Raw genomic sequence first — 24,795 nt, forward strand, 5'->3', positions numbered from 1 at the left:
CATCGAAGGGCGGCTTTGGCCTTCCACGGATAGGAGGGTGGGCCCGCCATGCGCTGATGGCGCTGGTCCTGTCGGCCATGCCCGTTGTTCCCGCCGCGCACGGTGCGGAATCACCATGGGACGCGCCTGGGCAAGGCAATCCCTTGCTGCCCGGTTATGCCGCCGACCCGTCCATCGTGCACTGGCAGGGCCGATGGTACGTCTTCACCACCCTGGATCCCTGGGGGGACGACCGGTTGGGGTTGTGGCAGTCCGACAACGGCCGGGACTGGACCTTTTCCACTCCGGATTGGCCCACCAAGGCCGCGGCGACCAGCCCAACCTCCGGTGACGCCAAGGTCTGGGCGCCCTCGGTGGTCCAGGGCCGGGATGGGCGGTGGTGGATGTACGTCTCGGTGGGCAGTGAGGTATGGGTCGGCACCGCCCCCACCCCTGCCGGTCCCTGGCGGGATGCCAACGGCGGCAAGCCCTTGATCCCGGCCAATTTCATTCCCGGCTACCATATGATCGACGCCGAGGCCTTCATCGACGATGACGGCCAGGCGTATCTCTATTGGGGATCGGGACTGAACTGGGTCAACGGACACTGCTTCGTGGTCCGGCTGAACCCCGACATGATTTCCTTCGACGGGCAACCGCGGGACGTCACGCCGGGGCATTACTTCGAGGCGCCGTTCATGATGAAGACCGGCGGCCGCTATTTCCTGATGTACAGCGACGGCAACACCATCGCCGGCACCTATCAGGTCCGGTACGCCGTGGGGGAATCCCCGCTGGGGCCGTTCACCGAGGCGCCCGATAATCCCTTGCTGGCGACCAACGCCGACAAACAGATCATCAGCCCAGGGCATCACGCCGTTTTCCGGTCCGGTGGGCAGACCTACATCCTGTATCACCGCCAGGGGCTGCCCTTTCCCCCGGCCGATGCCGCGGTGTTGCGCCAGGTCGTGGTGGACCGTCTGGACGTGGACGCCAATGGCCTGTTGCGGCGGGTCATCCCCAGCCATGACGCGCCGGTGGCCGGGTTCGCCCCCCATCGCACCGTCGGGTTGACCTGGCGCGCGGTGGGTGGTGGCGATGGTCTTCATGGTCCGGCGCGGGCCGGTGACGACAATTACGCCACCTTGTGGAAGCCCGCCCCGGGTGAAGCCGCGGTTTTGACGGCGGATTTGGGGGCGGTGCGGCCCATCAAGGAAAGCCGCCTTCTGCCGGAGTATCCGACCCACGTTTATCATTTCCGCGTCGAGGCGTCGGATGACGGGCGCACCTGGAAACGGATCACCCCCGATCAGACGGGGCACGGCTCCCCCATCATCGTTTCGCATCCGGTGCGTGCCCGCTACCTCCGCCTGGTGTTCACGGGCGAGGCGGCCCTGTGGGAATGGTCCCTATTCTGACGGCCGCCGTTATTTTTCAATTCAATCCTACAATCCTTCAAAGCCCGCAGGCCTTAGACAATTCGACCGATGGACGGTTCGCCCGCCTAAGCGGATCCTGTCCGCCTGTGAGCGCCGGGGGTCTTTGCAACCGGATGGCCGTCTCCAGCGGCACCGGAGCCCGGCGGCATCCGAGAAGGAGACAGTCCCATGTCTACCGACAGTTTGCTGGATCCGTTGATTCTGTCCCGGTTGCAATTCGTCTGGGTGGTGGCCTGGCATATCCTGCTGCCCGCCTTCACCGTGGGCATCGCCTCCTACATCGCCATGTTGGAAGGCTTGCACGCCTGGACCGCCAAGCCCGTTTACCTGCGGATTTCCAAATTCTGGATCCGCGTCTTCGCCGTCACCTTCGGCATGGGCGTGGTCAGCGGCATCGTCATGCCCTTCCAGTTCGGCACGAACTGGAGCCGTTTCACCGATGCCGTGTCCAACGTGGTGGGGCCGCTGTTCGCCTATGAGGGGCTGACGGCCTTTTTCCTGGAGGCCGCCTTCCTGGGCGTGCTGCTGTTCGGGCGCAAGCTGGTGCCGCCCTGGGCCCATTTCGTGGCCGCCAGCATGGTGGCCCTGGGCACGCTGCTCTCCACCTTCTGGATCCTGGCGGTGAACAGCTGGATGCAGACCCCCCAGGGCTACACTGTCATCGACGGGCGCTTCTTCCCGGCCAGCTGGGTGGACATCATTTTCAGCCCCAGCTTCCCCTATCGCCTGGCCCATGTGGTCAGCGGCTTCTACGTCACCACCGCCTTCGTCGTCCTGGCGGTGGGCGCCTACACCCTGCGCCAGGGTCGCTTCCCGGAGGAAGGTCGGGTGATGATGCGCATGGCGCTGGGCTTCCTCACCCTTTTCGTGCCGTTGCAGATCGTGCTGGGCGACATGCACGGCCTGAACACCCTGGAACACCAGCCGGCCAAGCTGGCCGCCATGGAAGGGTTGTGGGAGGGCGGGCAGGGCGTTCCCGCCTCCCTCTTCGGCTTTCCCGACCAGAAGGCGGAAACCAACCATTGGGAAATCACCGTGCCCAAGCTGGGCAGCCTCTACCTCACCCATCACTGGGACGGTGCCGTGAAGGGGCTGAAGGATTTCCCGGCGGATGAGCGGCCGCCGGTGCTGGTGGTCTATTGGGCCTTCCGCGTCATGGTCGGCGCCGGGCTGCTGATGCTGGCCATCGTCGGCGTGGGGTGGCTGCTGCGCTGGGGTGGGCGGCTGTACAGCGCGGGTTGGTACCTGCGCGGCGTGCAATGGGCCGGCCCCCTGGGCTTCGTCGCCGTCCTGGCCGGCTGGACGACGACGGAGGTGGGGCGCCAGCCCTGGACCGTCTATGGCCTGATGCGCACGGCGGACTCGGTCACCCCGTCGCTGACCGGTGGGGACGTGGTGCTGTCCCTGCTGATGTACCTGGCCGTCTATCTGCTGATCTATCCCACCGGCCTGCTGTTCCTGCGGCGCATCGTGCGCAACGGCCCGCTGGACCATGACGCGCAGAACGACACGCCGGTGGAAAGCGGCCGCCCCGCCCAGCCGGTAGCGGCCCTGCCGCTGGCCCAGCTTCCCGACGGCTCCGCCACTCCCTCCCTGGCTACCCCCAACCTGGAAGGACACGCGCCATGAACGGCCCCATTCTCGACCTTGTCGGCGTCTGGACGGTGATCCTGGGCGCCGGTGTCTTCTTCTACGTGCTGCTGGACGGGTTCGATTTGGGCGTGGGCATGCTCTACGGCCTGAACCCGGACAGCACCTCGCGCGCCATCATCATGAATTCCATCGCGCCCATCTGGGACGGCAATGAGACCTGGCTGATCCTGGGAGGTGTCGCCTTGCTGGCGGCTTTCCCGCTGGCCTTCGCCATCATCATTCCGGCCCTGTACTTCCCCGTCCTGCTCATGCTGCTGGCCCTTATCTTCCGGGGCGTGGCCTTCGAGTTCCGCTTCAAGGACAAGGAGCACCGCGGCTTTTGGGACAACGGTTTCGCCTATGGCTCCGCCGTCGCCACCTTCGCGCAGGGGACGGTGCTGGGCGCCTTCATCCAGGGCTTCCAGGTCGAGGGGCGCCAGTTCACCGGCGGCTCCTTCGATTGGCTGACGCCCTTTTCCGTCATGACGGGCGTGGCCTTGATGGCGGGCTACACCTTGCTGGGTGCCGGCTGGCTGATCCTGAAGACCGAGGGCGGCTTGCAGGATTGGGCGCGCATGCAGGGGCGGCGCGCCCTGCTGCTGGTGTTGGCCGGCATCGGCATCGTCAGCCTGTGGACGCCCTATGCCGAGCCCGACATCGCCCAGCGCTGGTTCACCTGGCCCAACACCGCCTTCCTGGCGCCCGTACCCCTCGCCAGCGCGCTGCTGGCCTGGGCGACATGGCGCAGCCTGGGCCGGAACCATGACGCCTGGCCCTTCGTCTATGGCATCGGCCTGTTCCTCACCGCCTATCTGGGCCTGGCCATCAGCCTGTGGCCCAACATCGTGCCCCACAAATATTCCCTGTGGGAGGCCGCCAGCTCGCAAAGCACCCAGGCCTTCCTGCTGGTGGGCACGCTGTTCCTGCTGCCCATCATCCTGCTGTACAGCGGATGGTCCTACTGGGTCTTCCGCGGCAAGGTGAAGGCCGACGCCGGCTATCATTGATCGGCATGGGGCTGCGGGGCCCGGTTCGCGCCGGCCCCCGTCCCCTCTCAAGCGGCCAGTCGGGGACGGCACCAGTACGGGGCGTAACGGCCGGCGAACAGCAGGAAGGCGGCAACCCACGCCAGTGCCGACAGGGCCAGCAGCGACAGCGGCAGGCCGCCCATGACGCTGGCGACGATGCGGGACAGCGCCGCGCCGTTGACCAGGACGTAGACCCAGACCGTCACCCGGTCGGCCGTGAGGATCCGGCCGGTATGGCCCAGCGACGCCCGGCTCATGACCGCCAGCATCATGGTGCCGATGGACCCGGCGGTCAGGGCGTGGATGGCGGCGGCGGTGGGGACGGCGCCGGTCAGCAGGCTGGCGCCCAGCAGGGCGGCACCCACCACCAGCCACAGATAGCCCAGGTGCAGGACGCTCAGCAGCGGCTCGGCCAGGGTAGCCCATCCCCGCCAGCGGCCCAGCCGCGCCAGGTTGAGGGCGCTGGCCGTCAGCAGCAGGCCGCCAGCCGCCAGCGTGCCCATGCCGTGGCCGTTGGCCAGGAAGGCCCAGGCCAGCAGGCCGACGTGCAGGCTGGCCAGCGCCAGCCGGTCGACCACGCCGGCCTTGGCCGGGGGCAGGGCCGTGGCCCCGCGCTTCACCAGCCAGTTGCGGGTGAAGGCCGGGATGATGCGCCCGCCGATGGCGGAAATCAGGATGACGATGGCGGCCAGCCCCAGGCGCCAGCCCAGACCGGCGGGCACGGCGGCACCGGCCCCTTCCGCCACCATCAACAGGTCGGCCGCCGTCAGCACCAGCAGCGGCACGGCCATCATCAGGTTGCGCCAGTTGCGTGCGGCCACCACCTGACGCGCGGCATAGGCGGCCAGCGCCAGGGGCAAGCCCGCGTCGACCGCACCCACCAGGAGGGCCGGCGGTGTGGAGACCAGGGCGGCGAGCGCCAGCAGCCGCCCCGCCAGCCACAGGGTGACCAGGGCCCCCAAGGGCACGCCGCGCAAGGGCGGCCGGCCGGTCCAGTTGGGAATGGCGGTCAGGATGAAGCCCGCGACCCCCGCCATGACGAAGCCGAACAGCATCTCATGGATATGCCAGGCCAGCGGATCCAGCCCGCGCGGCCCAGCGATGCCGCCGCTCAGCAGCGCCACCCAGATCGGCAAGGCGATGGCGGCCCACGCCGCCGACGCCAGGAAGAAGGGACGGAAGCCCTCCGCCAGCAGCGGGGGACCAGCATAGGGGCGCGACACGGGGACCATGGGGAGAACCTCCAGACAGGCACGCCGGAACCGGCGCGATCCTGTCCAGGGTGATCCTTTCCCCAACCGCCATCGTTGTGCTGGCGCAAACTCCCAGGCCCGGATGGGGCCGCCCGCAGGGCAAACGTTAAAGCGGCCAGTCGCTGCCGGCCACGAACAGCGCCGCCAGGGCCTCGACACCGGCCTGGTCTTCCGCGTCGAAACGCGCCGGGTTGGGGCTGTCCAGGTCGATGACGCCCAGGACTTGGCCGTCCAGCATCAGCGGCACCACCAGTTCCGAGCGTGACGCCGCGTCACAGGCGATGTGACCGGGGAAGGCATGCACATCCTCCACCAGCACCGACTGGCGCCGCTCCACGGCGGTGCCGCAGACGCCCCGGCCCACGGCGATGCGCACGCAGGCCGGCTTGCCCTGGAACGGGCCCAGCACCAGTTCGCGGGTGCCGCCCAGATTGCCTTTCGCGGCGTTGCGCATGAAGTAGAAGCCGGCCCAGTTCAGGTCCGGCAGGGTGGTGAACAGCAGGGCCGACAGGTTGGCGGCGTTGGCGATGGCATCGCGCTCATCGGTCAGCAGGCCGGTCAGATCCAGCGCCAGGTCGCTGTACAGCGTGGCCTTGTCGCGCGGGGTGTCGCTGGTGCGGGCTTGGAACATGGGTAGGCGTCCTTGAAAAGCACTGACGGAGGAAAAGGCGCTAACGGAATTGGTGGTGGTCAGTCCAGCCGCGCCAGCCAGGGGGCGATGATACGCTCCGCCTGGTTGGCGGCGCGGGTGGCCATCACATGGCCGGCGGCCCGCAGGTTGGGGATGGACAGGCCGGCGGCGGACAGTTCCGCCGCGTGGCCGACATACCACAGGTCCAGGCGCGCCGGATCGGCCTCGATATGGAACTGCAGGGCCAGGGCGTTTGTGCCATGGCCGTACGCTTGGTTGGCATAATGGTCGTTGCTGGCCAGGCGCACGGCGCCAGCCGGCAGGTCGAAGGTGTCGCCATGCCAATGCAGCACCTGCGCGCCTTCCTCCGCCAGCGGCGCCAGGCAGGAGGCGAGTCCGGCCTCCGTCAGGGTCAGCGCCCCCCAGCCGATCTCCTTCACGGGTCCGGCATAGACCCTGGCGCCCAAGGCCCGGGCCATCAGTTGCGCGCCCAGGCAGATGCCCAGCACCGGCCGTCCGGCCGCCAGCCGCCGTTCCAGCAGGGTGATTTCCCGCGACAGGAAGGGGTGGGCATCCTCCTCGTACACCCCGATGGGCCCGCCCAGCACCACCAGCAGGTCGGCGTCGGCGAGGACGGGGTCAGCCAGGTCGTCCACCGGCGCCTCGCGGTATTCCACCGTCCAACCCTGCGCGGCCAGCACGGGCGCCAGCAGGCCCAAATCCTCGAACGCCACATGGCGCAGCGCGACGGCTTTCCTGGTACGCGGCATGAGAGACCTCCGGCACGGGGGTGGGTGGCCCGTTATAGGGGGTGGGAAAGGACGGAGGGTAGGGGATTTTGGGCCCTACTCCCGCCCTTCCTCCGCCATGGCCGTCAGCGCCGCCAGATCATGCACGGTGATGCGGGAGCGCCCTTGAGGACCGCCGCTGGACAGCCAGCCGCGTTTTTCCCACGCGGCCAGCGTGCGGCTGGCGGTGTGCAGGGTGGTGCCGGACAGTTCGGCCAGGTCCTTGCGGGTCAGGGGGAAGGCCAGGGCCGTGCCGGCGTCCGACGCCTTGCTGCGGGCCGCCAGGCGCAGCAGGGCGCGGGCCAGGCGTTGCTCCACCCTGCCGGTGGTGACCTCGCGCAGGCGGTCCTGCACCTCCATCAGGCGGCGGCCGATGACCGTCACCAGGTTCAGGGCGATGGCCGGGTGGCGGCTGATCAGCTGGCGCAGCGCGGCCTCCGTCCAGCGGATCTCCACGCTGTCGGCCACCGTTTCGGCATCGGCGGGGTAAAGGCGGTCGGTGAACAGCGGCACGCTGCCGAACATCTCGCCGGCGCCGATGAAGCGCAGGGCCACCTGGGCGCCGGCGGCATTGGTCTGGCTGATGCGGACCCCGCCGCTCAGCAGGGCGTGGCAGTGCTGGGCCGGGTCGCCCTGATGGAACAGCGGCGTGTGGCGGGGCACGGTGCGGATGAGGGCCGCCGCCATCACCTCCGCCAGGGCGCCGGTGTCCAGGTCGCGGAATAGCTCCATGCCCGCCAATGCCTGGGGCGGCCAGGCGTTGGGCGACGGGGCGTTGGGGGGCAAGGCAGGCGGCATGCCCAGGAAGATAGATCGCTGGGGCATGCCGGTGAAGGGGCGGCGCCGTCCCGCCGGATGCGCCGGCGGCGGGGGAGGGATGACCGATCGGGCGTTGCGCCTCCCGCCCCGCCCCCGCACCTTAACCGCAACGCCGCGTAGCGAAAGACGCGCCACCACGGGAGATACGCAGGATGAACATCGGTGTCATGGGGGCCGGCGCGGTCGGCTGCTTCTTCGGCGGGCTGCTGGCCCGTGCCGGCCATGCCGTCACCCTGGTGGGCCGGCCGGCCCTGGTGGAGGCGGTGCGCGCGCAGGGCTTGCGGCTGCAGATGAAGGATGGGTTCGACGGCCCGGTCGCCATTGGCGCTGCCACCGGGCCAGAGGCGCTGGCCGATGCCGACCTGGTGCTGTTCTGTGTGAAGTCCGCGGATACCGAGGCGACAGGGCGCGCCATGCTGCCGCATTTGAAGCCGGGTGCGGTGGTGCTGGCGATGCAGAACGGCGTCGACAACGTCGAACGGCTGGCCGCCGTGCTGGGCCGGCCGGTGGTGCCGGTGGTGGTGTATGTCGCGACCGATATGGCGGGGCCCGCCCATGTGCGCCACCATGGCCGGGGCGACCTGATCCTGGGCACGGGGCCGGATAGCGAGAGGGTGGCCGAGGTGCTGCGGACGGCCGGCATTCCCGCCAGCGTGTCGCCGGGCGTCACCGCCGCCTTGTGGGACAAGCTGATCATCAATTGCGCCTATAACGCCGTGTCGGCGGTGGCCCAGGTGCCCTATGGCGCTATGGTCGCGGTGCCCGAGGTGCGGGCGCTCATGGCCGACGTGGTGGCGGAGGCCGTGGCCGTCGCGCGTGGCCAGGGCATCGCCGTCGCCGACGACATCCTGGACCGGGTCATGGCGCTGGCCTCGGCCATGCCCGGCCAATTCTCCTCCACCGCCCAGGATCTGGCGCGCGGCAAGCGCACTGAGATCGACTATCTGAACGGCCATGTCGTACGCCGGGGCGCCGCCCTGGGCATTGCCACGCCCGCCAACGGTGCCCTGCTCGCCCTGGTCAAGCTGCTGGAGGCGAAAGCCGGCTGACGGGTGCCGCGATGCCGTTCACCAGGATGCCGATGACGCCGTCCATCCAGGCGTCGTCGGTGGGGATGTGCAGCAGCAACTGGTGAAAGATGGCGCCGAAGGTCATGTCCAGGATGGTGTGCGGCGTCACGTCCGCGCGGATGGACCCATCGGCGATGCCCCGTTCCAGCAGGGGGATCACCTCCGCCCGGCGCGGTGCCACCAGCTTTTCCTTGAACAGGCGCAGGGTCTCGGGGTCGCGCTGGCATTCCGCCAGGATACCGGCCAGGATGCGGCCCGTGCTGCCGCGCATGGCCTTGGCCACCGATTTCAATAGCCGGCGATATTCCGCCAGGGCGTTGTCGCTCATGGGTTCCAGCGACATTTCGCGGTTGATGGTGTCCAGCGTCGCCTCCATGGCGATGGCGCCGCGGCTGGGCCACCAGCGGTACAGCGTGCTGCGCGACGCGCCGGACCGGCTGGCCACCTTGTCCAGCGTCAGCCGCGCCAGACCTTCCTCCTGCAATAGCTCATAGGTCGCCTTCAGGATGGCGGCGTGACTGGCGTCGCTGCGGGGGCGACCGACGGGGGCCATGGAACTCTCCTCGACGTGCGTGCCGGACTGGCGCGGGTCCCAACGACGCCCACCATAGGTCCCCTCGATAACCAGGGCGAGGGGGGTAACCGCCCAAGCGCGCGACATGATCCCGCATTGCCCGATCTGCGCCCTGGCACCGTTGGCCCTTGACCGCCTGGTGGTCCGTCGCTGGGGCCCTGGCTTGGATAAGGGTACTTGACGCCGTTCCCCTCCTGCCCGCATGCTGTCGCCTATGAACGCCATTTTCGCCCTGACCGTCAAAACCACCGTCACCACCACCGCCATCGGCGGGCGGTGCGGGACGGGCTTGTCGGCGTAAGGCCAGGTCGTTCCGCAACCCCCGCCCTAACGGGACGGGGGAGATGGCCAGCGGCGCCTCCGTTCCAACCCTGAACGGAGATCGTCATGAGCCCCCAACCTTCCCGTCGTTCCTCTTCCGCCCTCATCGTGCTCGACATGCAGGTGGGCTTGCTGCATGGCCCCGTGCCGCCGCATGGCGGTGCCGGTGTCGTGGTTCGCATTCAGGATATGGCCGACCGCGCCCGGCGGGCCGGTGGCATGGTCGTGCTGGTCCAGCATGACGGGCCCGATGGATCGCGGGCGGCACCGGGCTCGGCCGACTGGCAACTGGTGGAACAACTGGCGCCCCAGGCCGGCGACCTGGTGGTGCGCAAGTCGCGGCCCAGCGTCTTCGCCGGCACGGACCTGGCCGCCCTGCTGCGCGACCATGGCATCGGCCGGGTGGTGCTGTCGGGCATGAAGACGGAATATTGCGTCGACGCCTCCTGCCGCGCCGCGCGCGACCTGGGGTTCGAGGCGGTGCTGGCCGGCGATGCCCATACCACGATCGACACGCCGGCGCTGGCGGCGGGTGCCATCATCCAGCACCACAACCTGACGCTGGGCGGCCCCTTCGCCCAGGTGATGTCGGCCGCGGCGGTGGGGTTCTGACCCAGATGCTGCGGTGTCCCGCCTGCCCAAAATACTTACCGGGATGCAAGTGATGGAAAAGGCGCAAGTTTGTTGAAAATGCCACCTATGTCCGCTGGCCAGCCACGGTTTGGTCACAGGCCAAGGCACCTCCGGCGCGCTTGAAAGGGACGGCCGCCCGTAATGAGGGCGCGCCACGATCCAAGCGGGGAGGGGACGACATGGGGCGGGAGACGGCTGCGTCGGGGGGGCTGCTCAGGGGGGCGCCGTCCCTGCTGGCATTGGGTGTCGCGCTGGTGGCGGGTCCGGCCCGGCCGCAGGACGTGACCCTGACCGGCACCACCCCGGGCTATGCCAACGCCGGCACGCTGGGCGCCGTGTCCATCACCGCTGCGGCCACCGTGGCGGGTGGCACCGTCGCCGGCCTCGCCAACACCGGCGCTATCGCCCTGGTGACCATCGCCGGCACCCTCACTGGCACGGCTGGCGTGCTGAACCAGGGCAGCATTGGCGCCCTGGTCGACAGCGGCACGATACAGGGGGCGGCCGTCGCGCTGCGGAACGACGGCACCATCGCCAGCCTCGCCATCGCCGCCGCTGGCGGCCTCAGCGCCGGGTCCACGGCCTTCTACAACGGCGGCAGCATCGGCACGCTGGTGAATCAGGGGCGCATTGGCGACGGCATCGGCTTCGGCCGGCACGCCCTGTTCAATGCTGGCAGCATTGGCACCTTCCTCAACGGCGGCCTCATCACGGGCTTTTCCGGCGGGGTGGTCAATATCGGCTCCATTGGCGGCTTGGCCAACACCGGTACCATCGAGGGGCCGGTCATCGCCCTGCTGAACCAAGGCACGATCGGCCGCCTGGACAATGGCGGCATCGTCAACGCCGCCAGCACCGCCCTTTACGTCCACACGCTGGGCGGAGTCGGCATTCTCAGCAACAGCGGGCTGATCGCCGGCCGCGCCGGCCTCTGGAACGACGGCAGCATCGCCACCCTGGTCAACACCGGCACCTTGAGCGGTGGCACGCAGGCTGGCCTGCTGAATCGGGGATGGATCGGCCAGGCGCGTAACCTGGCCACCATCAACGCGCAACTCACCGGCGTGGACAATTCCGGGACCATCGACACCCTGGCCAACAGCGGCACCATCAGCGGCCGCAGCGATGGTCTGGTCAATGCCGGCACCGTGGGGACGCTGAGCAACAGCGGCACCCTGATCAGCCGGGGGAGGGCCTTTACAACGGTCAGGGTACCCTGGGTTTGGTGGACAACACCGGCACGATCAGCGGTTACAAGGCCATCGCCAACGCCGCCACCCTGGGCCGGTTGGCCAATGCCGGGCTGATCAGCGGCACCGGCTTCGCGTTGGACCTGTCGGGCACCACCGGCACCGTCAGCAACAGCGGTACCATCGTCGGCCCCACGGCCCTGCGCCTCAACAGTGGCGCCACCCTGGCTGGGCTGGTCAATCAGGGCACCATCATTGGCAACATCCTGAACCTGTCGGCGACTGTCCTGACGCTGTCCGGCGGTGTCGGCCTGGGCACCTACACCGGCGCCCATGGTGGGCAGGCGACCGTTTCCAGCACCCTCGCCAATGTGGCGCTGGGCGGCGGCCAACTGCTGCTGAACGACAGGGTCGATGTCAGCGGCCACACGCTGGTTAATACCGGCGCCGCCGTGGTGCTGGACACTGTGGTGAGTGTCACGGGCGCCTACGCCCAGGCGGGGGGTAGTTTGAACCTGACCTCCTCCAGCGCGCGGTTGGTGGTCGATGGTACCGCCCTGGTCACCGGCGGCACGGTGATGGCGTCGCCTGACGGGGCGGCCAACTATCTTGTGGGTGCCCTGGTGGGCACCTTGGTCCAAGGCGGCGCCGGGTCCAGCTATGCCGGTGTCACCGTGGCCAGCGGCGTGACCGGGTTGGCCGTGGCGGGGCGGACTGATGGCACCGCCCTGCTGGCGACGGCGGTCAATGACTATGTCGGCGGCACGCTGTCCACGCTGGACAACAGCGGCGTCATCGCCGCCCCCACCGCCGTCCACGTCGCCAGTGGCGGGCAGGTCGGCACGCTGAACAACAGCGGCACCCTGGGGGGATCACGCGCGGCCTTTCCAACGCCGGCACCATCGGCACGTTCGCCAACAGCGGGCTGATCACCGGTGCCACCGCGCTGTACACCAGCGGCAGCATCGGCGGCCTGGCCAACAGCGGCGTGATCGCGGGGCGGATCATCAACGCCTCGGCCAACACGTTCAGCATCATTGGGGGTTCTGGCGCCGCCATGGGCACGCTGACGGGGCTGGCCGGCGCGCAGGGCACGCTCGTCAGCGGCGGGGCGGATGTGGTGCTGTCCTCCGGCGCTTTGCTGTTGAACGACGCGGTGGATGTGGGCGCCCATACGCTGGTGAACAGCGGGGCGTCGGTGCTGCTGTCCAGCATCGTCAGCGTGACTGGCAACTACGCCCAGACGGGCGGTACGCTGATGGCGGGCATCGGCGGGGCGTCGGCCGGCCAGTTGGCGGTCAGCGGTACAGCCAGCCTGACCGGCGGCACGATGGCGGTGGCGGCGCTGGCGGGGGCCAACCTGCTGGCGGGCGATCGTTACACCCTCATCGCGGCGGGCGCCTTGTCCGCCAGCGGCCTGACGGCCGCGGCCACCGGCTTCACGGCCACCCTGGGTACCGCCACCAATGGCACCGCGACCGACCTGATCCTGACCCTGGTCAGCGACTATGTCGGCGGCACCCTGGGCACGTTGACCAACAGTGGCATGCTCTCCGCCGCGACGGCGGTGATGATCACCGCCGCTGGCTCCCTGGGCACGCTGGCGAACACCGGCACCATCATCGGCGATGTGGTCAACGCCAGCGGCAACGACCTGGCGGTGACCGGCGGCAGCGGCGGCACGGTTGGCACGCTTGCCGGCGGCACCATCCGCAACACCCTCAGCAATTTGGCGTTCGTGGCCGGTGACATCAGCCTGGGCGACGCCATCGACGCGACTGGCCACACGGTGGCGAACACGGGCGCCACCCTCATCCTGTCCCGGGACGTAGCCCTTACCGGCGCCTTCAACCAGACGGCAGGGACGCTGGTTGCCGGTGGCCATGTGCTGAGCGTCAGCGGCGCGGCCACGGTTTCCGGTGGCGTGGTATCGGCGGGTGTCGACGCTGGTGGCACCTACCGCGTGGGCGATAGCGTCACCCTGATCCACGCCGGGGCGGGCTCGCGCTACGGGGGCGCCGCCGTGACCAGCGGGGTCGAAGGACTGTCCGCCACCGGCGTCACCCAGGGTGGCGACCTGTTGGCCGTGGCCGGCAACGACTATGTCGGCGGCGGCCTCGACAGGCTTGATGTCACCGGCACCCTGGCCAACACCGCCGGTGGTGCCACGGCGCTGTACATCGCGGCCGGCGGCGCCCTGGGCACCCTGGCCAACAGTGGGATCATCGCCGGTGACATCGTGAACCGATCCGCCATCGCCCTGGCCATCAGCGGCGGCACCGACGATGCGCCGGGTACGCTGACGGGCGCCGCCAGCCGGCTGGGCAGCATCACCAGCCGCCTGGCCGATGTGCGCTTCATCGCCGGCACGCTGCTGCTGAACGACCATCTGGACGTCGGCGCCCATGGCGTGGTCAACAGCGGCGCCACCCTGTTGGTCAATACGGCCATCAACATCACCGGCAGCTACAGCCAGACGGGGGGTGGCCTGGTGATCGGCGTCGCCTCCGCCAGCGGATACGGCAGCTTGGTGATCAGCGGCAGCGCCAGCCTGACGGGCGGGGCGGTCACGCTCAGGCCCACTGGTGGCGGCGCGCTGACGCCCGGCAGCTATACCATCGTCTCCGCCGGCGGTGGCGTCACGGCATCGAACCTGGTGCTGACGGCGGCTGGCTACACGGTGACCAGTTCCACCATCACCACCGGCGGCCACACCCAACTGGTCTTGATGCTGAACACCGCCGGTTCCGGCACCACAGGGGGCACGACAGGGGGTACCCAGGGGGCGGCACGGGGGAAACGATTGGTGGGACCCCAGGGGGCGGCACGGGTGCTGGTTCGGGCCCCGGCTCAGGCGGGAATGGCACCGGCGGGACGGATAGCGGCACGGGCAACGGTGGCACCACCGGGGGCGGCACGACGACGCCCACCGGTCCGTCAACCCCCACCCCGCCGGCCACCGCCCGTTATGCTGCGGTGGGGCGGGCCCAAGGGGGGCGGCCATGGGCACTGGGGCCGCTCTGGACATGATCGCGGCCGGCGGCGGCCCCGCTGCCACGGCTTTCCAGGCGGCGGTGCTGACGTCCTTGGCCGGCCTGTCGGGCGCCGACCAGCAAAGGGCGGTGGCGCAACTGGCGCCCAACCAGACGACGCCGCAGATGGCCCTGACCATGACCACCCCCACGACCACGGCCATCAGTCAGCGCCAGCAGACCGTGGCGGCGGTGATGGGCAGCGGTGCTGCGGCGGGATCCGAGGGCCAGCGGGGCGTCCTCTGGGGAGAGGTTCTGGGCGGCGGCGCCTTGCGCGCCACCACCGCGGACGTGGCGGGCTATCGCGCCTCCAGCGCCGGTCTGGTCATCGGCGTCGACGGCTACGCCGATGACCAGGTGATGGCCGGCCTAGCCTTCAGTTGGCTGAACAGCGCCGCCGTCGGCCAGGGGATGGCCGCCCAAAGCCTGACGCGCGTGGGCAGCTACCAACTGACGGCCTACGGTGTCTGGCGGCCGGACGCCATCGGGGGGCGCTTGTCCGTCCAGGGTCAGGTCAGCGTCGGTTACAACCAGTTCGACCAACGCCGCTGGATCGGTTTCCTGGGCGCGCGGGCGAATGCCGATTACGGGGGGAGCAATATCTGGGCAAGGTGGCGGTGGGCTACGACCTGCCCATGGCGGGGGCGCTGACCCTGACGCCGCAATACAGCCTGCGGGCCGTCCGGCTGACCAACCACGGCTACCAGGAACACGATGCCGGAATCGCCGGCCTGTCCATCGATGCGCTGGTCACCAGCAACCTCACGCAGGAGGTGGGCGCGGTCCTGGCCACCCGTATCGATACCGGGCTGGGTACGCTGGCGCCGGAGGTGCGGCTGGCCTGGGTGCACGACTACCTGAACGGCCCCGTCGCCACGACGGGCGTGCTGGCCGGTGTCGCCTTCGCCAGCACCACCGCCCAAGTTGACGCCGATGGCGTGGCCATCGGTGTTGGCGCCACCCTCCGCCAAGGCGATGGCGTCAGCCTGCGGCTGGAATATACGGGCGACCTGCGCCGCGATTACCAGAGCCACGCCGGCGTGTTACGCGCCACCTGGGCCTTTTGACCGCCGCAGGGCGCGAATCAAACAGCGGTTCGCCGTCCCCCGGCCGTATGAAGAGCCGCCATATCTTGGTTGATACTTGCCATAATTATCAGAATTGATCAGATGCGGCTCGTGATTTCGCTGGGTACATCGGCCGCCATGTGCCCGATCAGGCAAATGCTGGCGGAAAAGCGTTTGAGCACTTGACGTTGTTATCGCCCTGCTGGTTAGTCCCTTAATGCCCATTCATGCGGGGCAAGGGTCCCGCAGGACCAGGGCCGTGTTCGGGCGTGGCGGTATGCCGCCATTTCATTCTATAAGCGGATGTACCGCATACTTGCAGGGGCCGGAGTACCGAGATGAGCATGATGGCGAGGGCAGTGGCGGCTGTCGTGGCGGCCGGCACCGTGATGGCGCACATGGGGGGCGCCGCGGCGGCGGCTGAACCGGTCAAGGCGCCTCCCGCGGGCCCCCCCGCCGCCAAGGGGCCGGAGGTCAAGCAGGCGCCGGGGCCGCTATGGTCCAAGAGCTGCGCCAAGACCGATGCCGGGGCCGACATCTGCTACGTCGAGCAGTTCGCCATCGTCACCCCGCAGAATGTCATGATGCTGCATGTCCAGATCGGCTACCTGGGGCCGGAGGGCAAGCCGCGCCTGATCCTGACCACGCCGCTGGGCGTGCTGCTGCAACCGGGCATCACCCTGACCGTCGACCAGGACAAGCCGCTGGCCCTGCCCTTCGACGCCTGCCAGCAGGGCGGTTGCGTCGCCGCGGCGGACCTTGAAGACGGCAAGGTTCTGGACCACTTCACCGGCGGTAAGGTTCTTGCCGTCCGCTACATCAATGGCGACAAGGCCGCCATGGACATCCCGGTGCAGTTGAATGGCCTGGCGGCGGCGTTGAAGGCCCTGCCGGTGCCGCCCAAACGCACGCCCTGAACCAATACCCGCCCCGACCCCTTCCTGACGAAGCGCGCGAAGCCATGAGCACCCAACCGCAGAACACCATGACCGTTGAGCAGGCGCTGGGCCAGGCCCATGCCCATTGGAACGCCGGCCAGGCCGACCAGGCCGAACGGTTGTGCCAACACGTGCTGGCGCTGTGGCCCGGGCAGTCGGACGCCCTGCACCTGATGGGCCTGATGGCGCACGCCTACGGCAATCTGGATCTGGCCATCGACCATCTGCGGCGTGCCTGCCAGGCGCCTCGCGTCCCCTCCGTCTACCTCAGCAACCTGGGTGAGATGCTGCGCCAGCGCGGCCTGTTGGCGGAGGCCGAGGTCGCCGCCCGCCGCGCCGTCACGATGGACAACACCCTGGTGGCGGGTTGGAACAACCTGGGCATCATCCTGCAGGAGGCGGGCAAGCTGGATGACAGCCTGTCTTGCCTGGAGCGGGTGGTGGCCCTGCAGCCCAACTACGCCGAGGCCCACAACAACCTGGGTAACACGCTGAAGCGCATGGGCCGGCTGGACCAGGCCCGCCAGCGCTATGAATACGCCCTGAACTTGGCGCCCGCCTACGCCGAGGCGCAGAGCAACCTGGCCAATCTGCTGAACGATCTGGGCCGCCCGGACGAGGCGCTGGCCGCGGCGCGCAAGGCCATCGACCTGAACCCGCGCCTCTCGGACGCGTACATCAACGCGGCGGCGGTGGAACTGGGCCGTAACCGGAATGAGGAGGCGCTGCGCTGGATCGATGCGCTGCTGAGCTACGCCCCCCTGCATGCCGGCGCCCTGACCGTGCGCGCCACGGCGCTGCGCCACCTGGAACGTCTGGAGGAAGCGCTGGGCGATGCCCGCCGCGCCGTTTCCATCCAGGCCGAGAATGGCGAGGCGCAGAACGTCCTGGGTGAGGTGCTGCAGGCCGTCGGCCTTCATGAAGAGGCGCTGGCCGCCTTCGACAAGGCGTCGAAGACGCTGGGCTTCGCCCCGGAAAAGGCCCTGATCAACCGGGGCGTCGTGTTGATGGAGCGCGGCGACAAGGGTGAGGCCAAGGTCGCCTTCGAACAGGTGCTGGCGCAGTATCCGCGCTCCGCCTCCGCCTGGTTCAACCTGTCCGACCTGCACCGCTTCCAGGCGGGCGATCCCGCCGTCACCCGAATGGAATCCCTGCTGTACGGGCCCGACCCCCTGCAGTCGCAGACGGATCGCACTGCCTTGAATTTCGCCCTGGGCAAGGCCTGGATGGACATCGGCGACGCCGACCGGGCCTTCGGCTACCTGAACGAGGGCAATCGCCAGAAGCGCGCCACCTTCAGCTATGATTCCGCTGCGACCGAACGCTGGATGGCCGACATTGCCGCTGCCTTCCCGGCCGGCATCTTCGGGAAGGCCAAGGCCACCCTGGCGGGAAGCGATCAGGCGGTGTTCGTGCTGGGCATGCCCCGGTCGGGCACCACCCTGATCGAACAGATCCTGGCCAGCCACCCGCAGGTGGCCGCCGCCGGAGAACTCTCGACCTTCAACGCCCTGGTGAATCAGCTGGGGCCCTATCCGCAGACCGCTCCCCACCTGACGCCGGAAATCTGTGGCGGCTTGGGCCAGCGCTACCTGGACTTTGTGCGTCCGCTGGCCGGCAGCCGCCGCAAGGTCGTGGACAAGATGCCGTCCAACTTCCTGTTCGCCGGCCTGATCAACCTGGCGCTGCCGGACGCCCGCATCATCCATGTGCGCCGCGATCCGGTGGACACCTGCTTGTCCTGCTACACCAAGCTGTTCACCCGCGAACAGCTGTTCACCTACGATCTGGCGGAACTGGGCCAGTTCTATCGGGCCTACGAACGGCTGATGGACCATTGGCGCGCCGTGCTGCCGGCCGACCGCTTCATCGAGGTGCAGTATGAGGAGGTGGTGGACGACCTGGAAGGTCAGGCCCGCCGCCTGATCGAGTTCTGCGGCCTGGCCTGGGACCCCGCCTGCCTGGACTTCCACAAGACCCAGCGCACCATCCGCACCGCCAGCCTGAACCAGGTGCGCCAGCCCATCTTCCGCAGCAGCGTCGGCCGCTGGCGCCCTTTCGCGGCCCAGCTCACGCCGCTGTTGGCCGCCTTGGGCATCGACCCCAACGCCCCGGACGCGCCCGCCCCGACGGTGGCGGAGCCGGCCAAGAAGCCGGCCGCCCGGAAGGCCACGCCCAAGGCCGCCGCCAAGGCGCCCGCGCCCGAGCCAGCGGCTGAGTCGGTGGAGGCGGCCAAGCCGGTCGGCCGCCGCCGCAAGCCGGCCGCCACCTGACGGGGCCCGCCGCCATGGACATGAAGGAATTGGAGCAGCAGGTCCGTCCCATGCTGATCGCGGGGCGGGGTGTCGAGGTCGAGGCCATGATCCGCCCGCTGCTGGCCAGCGGTACCGGGCCGGTGACGCTGTGGGCCCTGTTGGCTCAGGCCCTGCGCGTGCAGGGCCGGGTGCTTGAGGCCAAGCCCATCCAGGAAATGCTGGTGGACGCCCTGCCGGGGCATCTCTCCACCCGTTTCGACCTGGCGGAAACCCTGCTGCTGCTGGGGGAGTTCGACCGCGGCTGGCGCGAATACGCCTACCGCTACAGCCTGGCGCATACCACGCGTATCGAACGCAAGGTTCAGCGCCCGCGCTGGGATGGCCGCCCCATTCCGGGCAAGACGCTGCTGATCCATGATGAGCAGGGCTACGGCGACACCTTCCAGTTCATGCGCATGGTCGCCTGGGCCAAGGAAAAGAGCCAGGCCAACGTCATCCTGGAAATCAACCATGAGACCGCTAGCCTGGCCCGGCGGATGAAGGGCTTCGATGCCCTGACCCTGCGCGGTGAGCTGCCGCCGTACTTCGATGTCCATGCGGAGATGATGAGCCTGCCCATGATCATGGGCCTGCAGCTCAGCCAGTTGCCGGGCGAGCCCATGCCCTACCTGTCGGCGCTGCCCGACCGGCGGGAGCATTGGCGCAAGCGCCTGGCGCCGTACAAGGGTCTGAAGGTGGCCTTCCTCTGGGCCGGCCGCCCCACCCATTTCAACGACGCCAACCGCTCCATGGAACTGGAGATGCTGGCGCCGCTGGCCCAGGACGGTATCACCCTGTTCTCGGTGCAAAAAGGGCCGAAGGAAGAGCAGGCGTTGAACCCGCCCGCCGCCATGGCCAAGCACGTCGTCAGCCTCAGCCCCGAGATTTGGGATTTCGAAGACACGGCCGCCATCCTGTCGGAGGTCGACCTGCTGGTCTCCATCGACAGTTCCCCGGTGCATCTGGCTGGCGCGCTGGGCCGCCCGGCCTGGGTCATGCTGCCCCTGCTGCCGGATTGGCGCTGGCTGCAGAACCGCGACGACACGCCGTGGTATCCCTCCGTCCGGCTGTTCCGGCAGACGGAATGGGGCCAGTGGGGAGCGGTGATCGGCCGCGTGGCCCAGGCGCTGGCAGACCTCAAGGCGAAGAAGGTCTAAGGCGCCATGCGGCTGCGGGTCCTGGTGGCGCTGGTGCTGGCGGGCGGCCTGGCCGCCTGTTCCGGCATTCACGGCCGGCAGGAACGCGGGCCCGCGCTGGCCCAGGCCGGCGGCTGGCGCTGGGATTACCTGTCGGCGGGCAGCTTTGACCTGGCGACGGCGGTCAAACCCTACGTCCCTGGCGCCGGCGGCGACGTGCTGACCGTCTATATCGAGGGCGACGGCCTGGCCTATCTGACGCCGACCCAGCCGGCGCAGGACCCGACCCCCACCGACCCCTTGGCCCTGCGCTTGGCCATGGCCCATCCCGGCCCCGGCCCCGTGGCCTATCTGGCCCGGCCCTGCCAATATGTGATGGAATCCCGCCTGCGGAACTGCCAGGTGGGCTACTGGACCAAGGCCCGCCTGGCGCCGGAGGTGGTGGACAGCGCCGGCCTGGCGCTGGACCGGCTGAAGGCCGATGCCCGCGTGCAGCGCCTGGTGCTGGTGGGCTATTCCGGCGGCGGCGGCCTGGCGGCGGTGCTGGCGGAGCGGCGGGCCGACGTGGCCGGCCTGGTCACCGTGTCGGGTAACCTGGACTTCGGCCTGTGGACCAAGATGCTGGATCTGACGCCGCTGTCGCAGTCGGTCGACCCCGTCGCCGACGCCGCCAAGCTGGCGGGCCGGCCCCAGGTTCATTTCGTCGGTGCCGATGACAAGGTGGTGAACGTCGCCATCGCCCAGTCTTTCGTGGCGCACCAGCCTGGCGCCCAGGCCAGCGTCATCACCGTGCCCGGCCAGGACCACGGCTGCTGCTGGGCCGATGCCTGGGCCACCCTTTCGCGTCGGTCGGAAATGAAGGCCATTCCCGGCTGGCTGCCGTAAGGAAGCTCAGCCTGCCGTCCAATACCCCGCCACGACCGGCCGGCCGCCCAGGGCGCCGGTGTGCTCAACCTCGGGGCCCAGGGGAATGCGGGTGCCGGCGCGGGCGAACACCGCCATCTCGTCGAGATCCAGGGTCAGGGTGTGGACGCGCCCACCTTCCAGCACCGCGCCGTCCGGGAACTGGTGCCACTGTCCGGCCGGCAGATAGACGGTGACGGTGCCCGCCGGGTTCAGGCAGGGCGCCACCAGCAGGTCGGGGCCGCAGAAGAACTGATCCTCGAAGGCCCAGGCGGCGCGGTCGTCCGGGCAGGCCAGGGCCATGGCGCGCTGCACTGGCAGGCCGGTGGCGGTGGCTGCCTCCATCGCGGCGTGCAGATACGGGATCAGGCGATAGCGCAGCTTCAGGGCGGCCAGGGTCGCGGCCTCCGCCTCCGGCCCATAGGACCACGGCTCACGCGGGCCGATGCCATGCAGGCGCATGTGGGCGGAGAAGACGGCCGCCTGTGCCCAGCGGACATACAGGATGGGGTCGCGCTGGTCGCGGTAGAAGCCGCCGACGTCGGTGGCGTAGTAAGGCGCGCCGCTCAGGCCCCAGGACAGGCCGCCACGCAGGTTGGCGGCCATGCCCTCCCAATCCGCCTGCGGATCGCCGCCCCATTGGGCGGGATAGCGTTGCGCCCCGATCCAGCTGGCGCGGGAGAACAGGAAGGGCCCGCTGGCGCAGTAGGTCTCTGCCGCCTCATAGACGCAGCGGTTATAAAGGTGGGCGTAGACATTGTGCAGGGCGTGCCCGGTCTCGCCATTGCTGGCCAGCATGTCGGGTTCCACCTGCTCGCCAAAATCCGCCTTGATCATGTCCACGCCAGCCTCGAACAGCGGCTTGTGGCAATCGCGCCAGTAGGCGTAGGCGTCGGGGTGGGTGAAGTCGATCAGACCGCTATCGGGCAGGGGGGTCAGGACAGGGCCGAATGGCTCCAGGTCCCATTGATAGCGATAGGCCCCGCCCGTGCGCCGGTCCTTGAGCAGCCAGCCCTTGGCCGCCAGCTCATCGAATAGGGGGTTGTTGACCGACACCAGCGGGTATTCCCAGGCGCAGATCTTGAAGTCCATGGCCTTCAGGGTCGCCAGCGTGGCGGCCGGGTCGTGAAAGCGCTTGGGGTCCCATTCGAAGGCGAAACGGGTGTCAGTGTCCTGCCAGGCGCGGCCGTCGAAGGTGATGGTGTCGCAGGGCATGCCCTTGGCCCGCACCTCCGTCGCCACGGCGATGACCTCCTCCGGTGTACGGTAATAGGCCTTGGACAGGATGACACCCAGGCTCCACAACGGCGGCACCGGCGCCCGGCCGGTCAGGCCGGTGTATTGTTTCAGCAGGGCCGCGCCGTTGTCGCCGGTGAACAGGAACAGGTCCAGGTGGTCATCCTCCACCACCAGGGCATAGGCCCGCTGCGACCAGGGGGCGTAGCCAACGCCGTGGGTCACCGGGGCGGGCGTGTGGGCCAGCAGGCCCCAGCCCTCCGGCGACCAGGCGAAGGGCGTGTTCTTGTAGGACCACTGCCCATTGACGCCCAGCGCGTCTTCATTGCGCGACCGCAGCAACTGTCCCCGATGGTCCAGTTGCCCCCACTTCTCCCCCAGGCCGTAGACAGGCTCGCCCGATTTCAGGTCCAGGCTGACGAACCAGGCGCCGTCCAGTTTGGCGAAGGGCGGCAGGCGGAAGCGGCGGACGAAATGCCCATCGGTGGGGGAGGATTGCACCACCCGTTCGCCGTGCCTGAGGGTGAAGGACAGGGGCGCATGGTCCAGCGTCAGGGTCAGGTCGCCGGCCGTGACCACGGTGCGGCCTTCCTCGGCCGTCAGGACCGGCGCCAGGGCCTCCGGCTCCACCGCCAGCAGGCCATAGCCGCCGATGGCGCGCTCCCCCGTCCGCAGGCGGACGCCGAAATTGTGCAGCGTCAGCCATAGCGGGCCGGCGTCGGTCTCCAGCAGGACGGTGGTGCCGGCCAGGCGGGCATTGGCCGTCACGGTCACGGCGGGAATGCGGCCCCAGTTGGGGGACGCGGACGCGCCGACCATATCCTGCACCACGCTCATGCTCCGTTCCTCGCCAGCCATCGGACCCGGCATAAGCCCATACCCCAATCGGCCCTGGCCCCGCCAGGGTTTCCCTGCAGGGCCGGAACGCCTGGAGCGGCTGTTCTGACGTCAGAACAAGGGTTTCAGCCCGGATGACCGATGGTGGCGAGAGCCCGGTCCAGTTCCTGGATGGCGCAGACGATGTGGTAGAAGCTGCTGGCCGGCGCCGCCTCCTCGACGAAGCTGCCGTCCGGGTTCAGGCGGTCGCGCCACAGGCCCTTCACTGGCGTGTCGAAGTATTTCATCAGGCCGCGCCCGCCGTTGGCCGCCATGGTCCAGTAGCCGTCGCTGCGGTCGGCGTCGTCGCGGGTGGCCAGGGCCGCCAGCACGGCGGCCTTGATGCGCTCCGTCTGCGGCCACAGGCGGGCGACGGGGTCGTGCGGGGTCAGGTCGTCCAGCAGGGCGTTCATGGCGACACCGCGCGCCGGGTCCACGCCCGGCCCCTCGCCGATGGCCATCATGCGCCAGGCGGCGTCGGCCGCCGCCTTGCTGCCGCTCAGGGCGGACCAGCGCAGCATCAGCCACGACCATTCGAACTGGTGGCCGGGTTCCACGATGCGGCCGGGGGTGCCGGCCTGGGGCCGCCAGTCGCCGTCGAAGAACTCCTTCAGCCCGCCCATGTCGTCGTCGATGAAGCGGGTGAGCGCCAGGCCCACGATCTCCTCCGCCAAGTCACGCCAGCCGGCGTCGCCGCCCTGCTCCATCCAGGCCAGGCAGGCCTCCAGCATGTGCATGTGCGGGTTGGACAGCAGGGGCAGGGTGCGGGGATGGCTCTCCTCGAACCCGCCCTGGGCATGGTGCAGGGTGTCCAGCAGGCGCTGGCGCATGGCCACCGCCATCTCCTCCGCCAGCCGGTTCTCCGGCGTGGCGCTCTGCGCGGCGGCCAGGGCGAACAGGGCGAAGGCCTGGTCGTACAGCACCACGGTATCGTCCAGCGCGGTGCCGTCCGGCGCCACCTTGGTGCGGAACAGGCCGTCGGGCCGGCGGTAATGGTTCAGGAAGAAGGTCAGGCCATGCTCGGCCGCCTCGCGCACCGGGCCATTCCAGCCCGACCGGGCGGCGACGGAATAGGAATAGACCTGGCGGGCCTGCACGCGGGCGCGGCGGGCGTCGTTGGTGGGCTTGCCGTCCAGCCCCAGCTTCTCATGAAAGCCGCCATGCACACGGTCCGCCCCCACCTCCCACCACAGGGGATAGGCATGCTCCACCAGCCAGGCCTTCAGTTGGCCGCGAACGGCGGCGGCGTCCGCCACCGCGCCGGTGGGGGTGGAGTTGGGGGTGGTGGAGGAAGGCACAGCCGCCTGCATCATGGGTCACCGTCCGGTCGGGCATCTCGGGAAAGGGTGCCGAGACGATAGAAGGCGGGTGCCTGGCGGGCCAGGGGCAAGGCGGTAATAATTCGGTGACTGGTTGGGCTTGCATCGGGGCACGAGCGATCTAATTGCCATGGAGGCTTGCCTCTCTGGGGCTTCTATCTATAGCTGGGCTTTATTATTCTGCCGAAATTTCAACTCCTGGAGGTTATTCAATGGATGAAAGAGAGAAATATCTGATACCAAGAGCACTGGCCGTGCTAATTGCAAGCATAGGATTCCTTGTCTATGCCTTGGAATCGGACAGTATTCTTAAGTCAATTTTCGTTACTGGCTCCATATTCTGCATAGTTATTTCAATTTTAGTGATTGTTGCGGCGCTTGTTAAAAAAGTGCGGGCAGGGAGACACTCGATTGCTAATCAGGACACTGGATCAGGCCAATAGCAGCGGAGACAGGCCGGGCTGCCTGATGCTCTTTGCCTCACAGGGTGTCGATCGACATCCCATGCAGGTGGTGCCATCTTCAGGATATGCGCGAACCGCCACCCATGATGCCATTGCGCGGTGACGCCGCCGCCCACAATTTCGATAGGTTGGTCATCGTGAACAGGAAACCGGGAATGATCTTGTCGGGGGCG

General features: G+C 68.9%; 19 protein-coding genes and 1 pseudogene. 13 read left to right on the forward strand and 7 right to left on the reverse strand.

The genetic code is table 11. The features are described 5' to 3' along the window. Positions 1-77: 77 nt before the first annotated feature. From UCD39_RS27815 to cydB, 3 genes are all read left to right on the forward strand, one after another. Complete coding sequence (locus UCD39_RS27815; protein WP_330498848.1) at positions 78-1,397, forward strand: family 43 glycosylhydrolase; 1,320 nt, start codon at positions 78-80, stop codon at positions 1,395-1,397. Between the two features lie 189 nt (positions 1,398-1,586). After that, positions 1,587-3,047 (forward strand): cytochrome ubiquinol oxidase subunit I, encoded by a 1,461-nt coding sequence (locus UCD39_RS27820; RefSeq protein ID WP_330498849.1) that lies wholly within the window; start codon positions 1,587-1,589, stop codon positions 3,045-3,047. Continuing rightward, positions 3,044-4,057, forward strand: coding sequence for a cytochrome d ubiquinol oxidase subunit II (gene cydB, locus UCD39_RS27825; protein ID WP_330498850.1), 1,014 nt, complete (start codon positions 3,044-3,046; stop codon positions 4,055-4,057). Before UCD39_RS27820 ends, cydB begins: the two co-directional genes overlap by 4 nt. A gap of 47 nt (positions 4,058-4,104) precedes the next feature. On the opposite strand, the gene UCD39_RS27830 is transcribed toward cydB, so the two are convergent. From UCD39_RS27830 to UCD39_RS27845, 4 genes are all read right to left on the reverse strand, one after another. Next, the gene (locus UCD39_RS27830) at positions 4,105-5,310 is read right to left on the reverse strand and encodes an NnrS family protein (protein ID WP_330498851.1); all 1,206 of its coding nucleotides are present in this window, start codon (positions 5,308-5,310) and stop codon (positions 4,105-4,107) included. 127 nt (positions 5,311-5,437) lie between these two features. After that, positions 5,438-5,962: a free L-methionine (R)-S-oxide reductase MsrC gene (gene msrC, locus UCD39_RS27835; protein WP_330498852.1), complete on the reverse strand. Its 525-nt coding sequence runs from the start codon at positions 5,960-5,962 to the stop codon at positions 5,438-5,440. Between the two features lie 59 nt (positions 5,963-6,021). Next, positions 6,022-6,732, reverse strand: coding sequence for a glutamine amidotransferase (locus tag UCD39_RS27840; protein ID WP_330498853.1), 711 nt, complete (start codon positions 6,730-6,732; stop codon positions 6,022-6,024). 75 nt (positions 6,733-6,807) lie between these two features. After that, positions 6,808-7,548 (reverse strand): Crp/Fnr family transcriptional regulator, encoded by a 741-nt coding sequence (locus tag UCD39_RS27845; protein ID WP_330498854.1) that lies wholly within the window; start codon positions 7,546-7,548, stop codon positions 6,808-6,810. 173 nt (positions 7,549-7,721) lie between these two features. On the opposite strand from UCD39_RS27845, the gene UCD39_RS27850 reads away from it, so the two are divergent. After that, positions 7,722-8,618: a ketopantoate reductase family protein gene (locus tag UCD39_RS27850; RefSeq protein WP_330498855.1), complete on the forward strand. Its 897-nt coding sequence runs from the start codon at positions 7,722-7,724 to the stop codon at positions 8,616-8,618. Here the strand turns inward: UCD39_RS27850 and UCD39_RS27855 are convergent. Continuing rightward, complete coding sequence (locus UCD39_RS27855; RefSeq protein WP_330498856.1) at positions 8,590-9,192, reverse strand: TetR/AcrR family transcriptional regulator; 603 nt, start codon at positions 9,190-9,192, stop codon at positions 8,590-8,592. The genes UCD39_RS27850 and UCD39_RS27855 overlap by 29 nt on opposite strands. A 408-nt stretch (positions 9,193-9,600) precedes the next feature. On the opposite strand from UCD39_RS27855, the gene UCD39_RS27860 reads away from it, so the two are divergent. The 9 genes and pseudogenes from UCD39_RS27860 to UCD39_RS27900 all read left to right on the forward strand — a co-directional run bounded on the left by UCD39_RS27860 (position 9,601) and on the right by UCD39_RS27900 (position 20,709). Further along, positions 9,601-10,146, forward strand: coding sequence for a cysteine hydrolase family protein (locus UCD39_RS27860; RefSeq protein WP_330498857.1), 546 nt, complete (start codon positions 9,601-9,603; stop codon positions 10,144-10,146). 200 nt (positions 10,147-10,346) lie between these two features. Beyond that, positions 10,347-11,474 (forward strand): hypothetical protein, encoded by a 1,128-nt coding sequence (locus tag UCD39_RS27865; protein WP_330498858.1) that lies wholly within the window; start codon positions 10,347-10,349, stop codon positions 11,472-11,474. Beyond that, positions 11,390-12,286, forward strand: a complete 897-nt coding sequence (locus UCD39_RS27870) for a hypothetical protein (protein WP_330498859.1) — start codon at positions 11,390-11,392, stop codon at positions 12,284-12,286. The genes UCD39_RS27865 and UCD39_RS27870 overlap by 85 nt, the downstream gene beginning before the upstream one ends. Before the next feature lie 59 nt (positions 12,287-12,345). Then, on the forward strand, positions 12,346-14,742 hold the full coding sequence (locus tag UCD39_RS27875; protein ID WP_330498860.1) for a beta strand repeat-containing protein: 2,397 nt from the start codon (positions 12,346-12,348) through the stop codon (positions 14,740-14,742). Beyond that, a pseudogene (locus UCD39_RS27880) lies at positions 14,681-15,456 on the forward strand (autotransporter outer membrane beta-barrel domain-containing protein). The gene UCD39_RS27875 and the pseudogene UCD39_RS27880 overlap by 62 nt, the downstream one beginning before the upstream one ends. Positions 15,457-15,794: 338 nt before the next feature. After that, a complete protein-coding gene (locus UCD39_RS27885) occupies positions 15,795-16,373 on the forward strand; it encodes an invasion associated locus B family protein (RefSeq protein WP_330498861.1) in 579 nt (192 codons plus the stop codon). Between the two features lie 44 nt (positions 16,374-16,417). Then, positions 16,418-18,667 carry a tetratricopeptide repeat-containing sulfotransferase family protein gene (locus UCD39_RS27890; protein ID WP_330498862.1) on the forward strand — a complete coding sequence of 750 codons (2,250 nt, stop codon included), beginning with the start codon at positions 16,418-16,420 and terminating at the stop codon, positions 18,665-18,667. 14 nt (positions 18,668-18,681) lie between these two features. Beyond that, on the forward strand, positions 18,682-19,845 hold the full coding sequence (locus UCD39_RS27895; protein ID WP_330498863.1) for a glycosyltransferase family 9 protein: 1,164 nt from the start codon (positions 18,682-18,684) through the stop codon (positions 19,843-19,845). Positions 19,846-19,851: 6 nt separating this feature from the next. Continuing rightward, a complete protein-coding gene (locus UCD39_RS27900) occupies positions 19,852-20,709 on the forward strand; it encodes a hypothetical protein (protein ID WP_330498864.1) in 858 nt (285 codons plus the stop codon). Positions 20,710-20,715: 6 nt separating this feature from the next. Here the strand turns inward: UCD39_RS27900 and UCD39_RS27905 are convergent, their stop codons facing one another. Both UCD39_RS27905 and UCD39_RS27910 read right to left on the reverse strand, forming a co-directional pair. Next, positions 20,716-22,800, reverse strand: coding sequence for a glycoside hydrolase family 31 protein (locus UCD39_RS27905; protein WP_330498865.1), 2,085 nt, complete (start codon positions 22,798-22,800; stop codon positions 20,716-20,718). A 125-nt stretch (positions 22,801-22,925) separates the two neighbouring features. Continuing rightward, the gene (locus UCD39_RS27910; protein WP_330498866.1) at positions 22,926-24,152 is read right to left on the reverse strand and encodes an AGE family epimerase/isomerase; all 1,227 of its coding nucleotides are present in this window, start codon (positions 24,150-24,152) and stop codon (positions 22,926-22,928) included. Between the last annotated feature and the right edge of the window lie 643 nt (positions 24,153-24,795).

Origin of the sequence: Nitrospirillum karajorum (assembly GCF_036348415.1) — a bacterium.
In the GTDB taxonomy this organism is placed as follows: domain Bacteria; phylum Pseudomonadota; class Alphaproteobacteria; order Azospirillales; family Azospirillaceae; genus Nitrospirillum; species Nitrospirillum amazonense_B.

Excerpts from the sequence above, each read along its gene's own strand:
- UCD39_RS27820 (WP_330498849.1), top strand. The coding sequence starts at position 1,587 with ATGTCTACCGACAGTTTGCTGGATCCGTTGATTCTGTCCCGGTTGCAA.
- UCD39_RS27910 (WP_330498866.1), bottom strand. The coding sequence starts at position 24,152 with ATGATGCAGGCGGCTGTGCCTTCCTCCACCACCCCCAACTCCACCCCC.
- UCD39_RS27815 (WP_330498848.1), top strand. The coding sequence starts at position 78 with ATGCCCGTTGTTCCCGCCGCGCACGGTGCGGAATCACCATGGGACGCG.
- UCD39_RS27890 (WP_330498862.1), top strand. The coding sequence starts at position 16,418 with ATGAGCACCCAACCGCAGAACACCATGACCGTTGAGCAGGCGCTGGGC.
- UCD39_RS27900 (WP_330498864.1), top strand. The coding sequence starts at position 19,852 with ATGCGGCTGCGGGTCCTGGTGGCGCTGGTGCTGGCGGGCGGCCTGGCC.
- UCD39_RS27865 (WP_330498858.1), top strand. The coding sequence starts at position 10,347 with ATGGGGCGGGAGACGGCTGCGTCGGGGGGGCTGCTCAGGGGGGCGCCG.
- UCD39_RS27855 (WP_330498856.1), bottom strand. The coding sequence starts at position 9,192 with ATGGCCCCCGTCGGTCGCCCCCGCAGCGACGCCAGTCACGCCGCCATC.
- UCD39_RS27895 (WP_330498863.1), top strand. The coding sequence starts at position 18,682 with ATGGACATGAAGGAATTGGAGCAGCAGGTCCGTCCCATGCTGATCGCG.
- cydB (WP_330498850.1), top strand. The coding sequence starts at position 3,044 with ATGAACGGCCCCATTCTCGACCTTGTCGGCGTCTGGACGGTGATCCTG.
- UCD39_RS27850 (WP_330498855.1), top strand. The coding sequence starts at position 7,722 with ATGAACATCGGTGTCATGGGGGCCGGCGCGGTCGGCTGCTTCTTCGGC.
- UCD39_RS27885 (WP_330498861.1), top strand. The coding sequence starts at position 15,795 with ATGAGCATGATGGCGAGGGCAGTGGCGGCTGTCGTGGCGGCCGGCACC.
- msrC (WP_330498852.1), bottom strand. The coding sequence starts at position 5,962 with ATGTTCCAAGCCCGCACCAGCGACACCCCGCGCGACAAGGCCACGCTG.
- UCD39_RS27860 (WP_330498857.1), top strand. The coding sequence starts at position 9,601 with ATGAGCCCCCAACCTTCCCGTCGTTCCTCTTCCGCCCTCATCGTGCTC.
- UCD39_RS27830 (WP_330498851.1), bottom strand. The coding sequence starts at position 5,310 with ATGGTCCCCGTGTCGCGCCCCTATGCTGGTCCCCCGCTGCTGGCGGAG.
- UCD39_RS27840 (WP_330498853.1), bottom strand. The coding sequence starts at position 6,732 with ATGCCGCGTACCAGGAAAGCCGTCGCGCTGCGCCATGTGGCGTTCGAG.
- UCD39_RS27905 (WP_330498865.1), bottom strand. The coding sequence starts at position 22,800 with ATGAGCGTGGTGCAGGATATGGTCGGCGCGTCCGCGTCCCCCAACTGG.
- UCD39_RS27845 (WP_330498854.1), bottom strand. The coding sequence starts at position 7,548 with ATGCCGCCTGCCTTGCCCCCCAACGCCCCGTCGCCCAACGCCTGGCCG.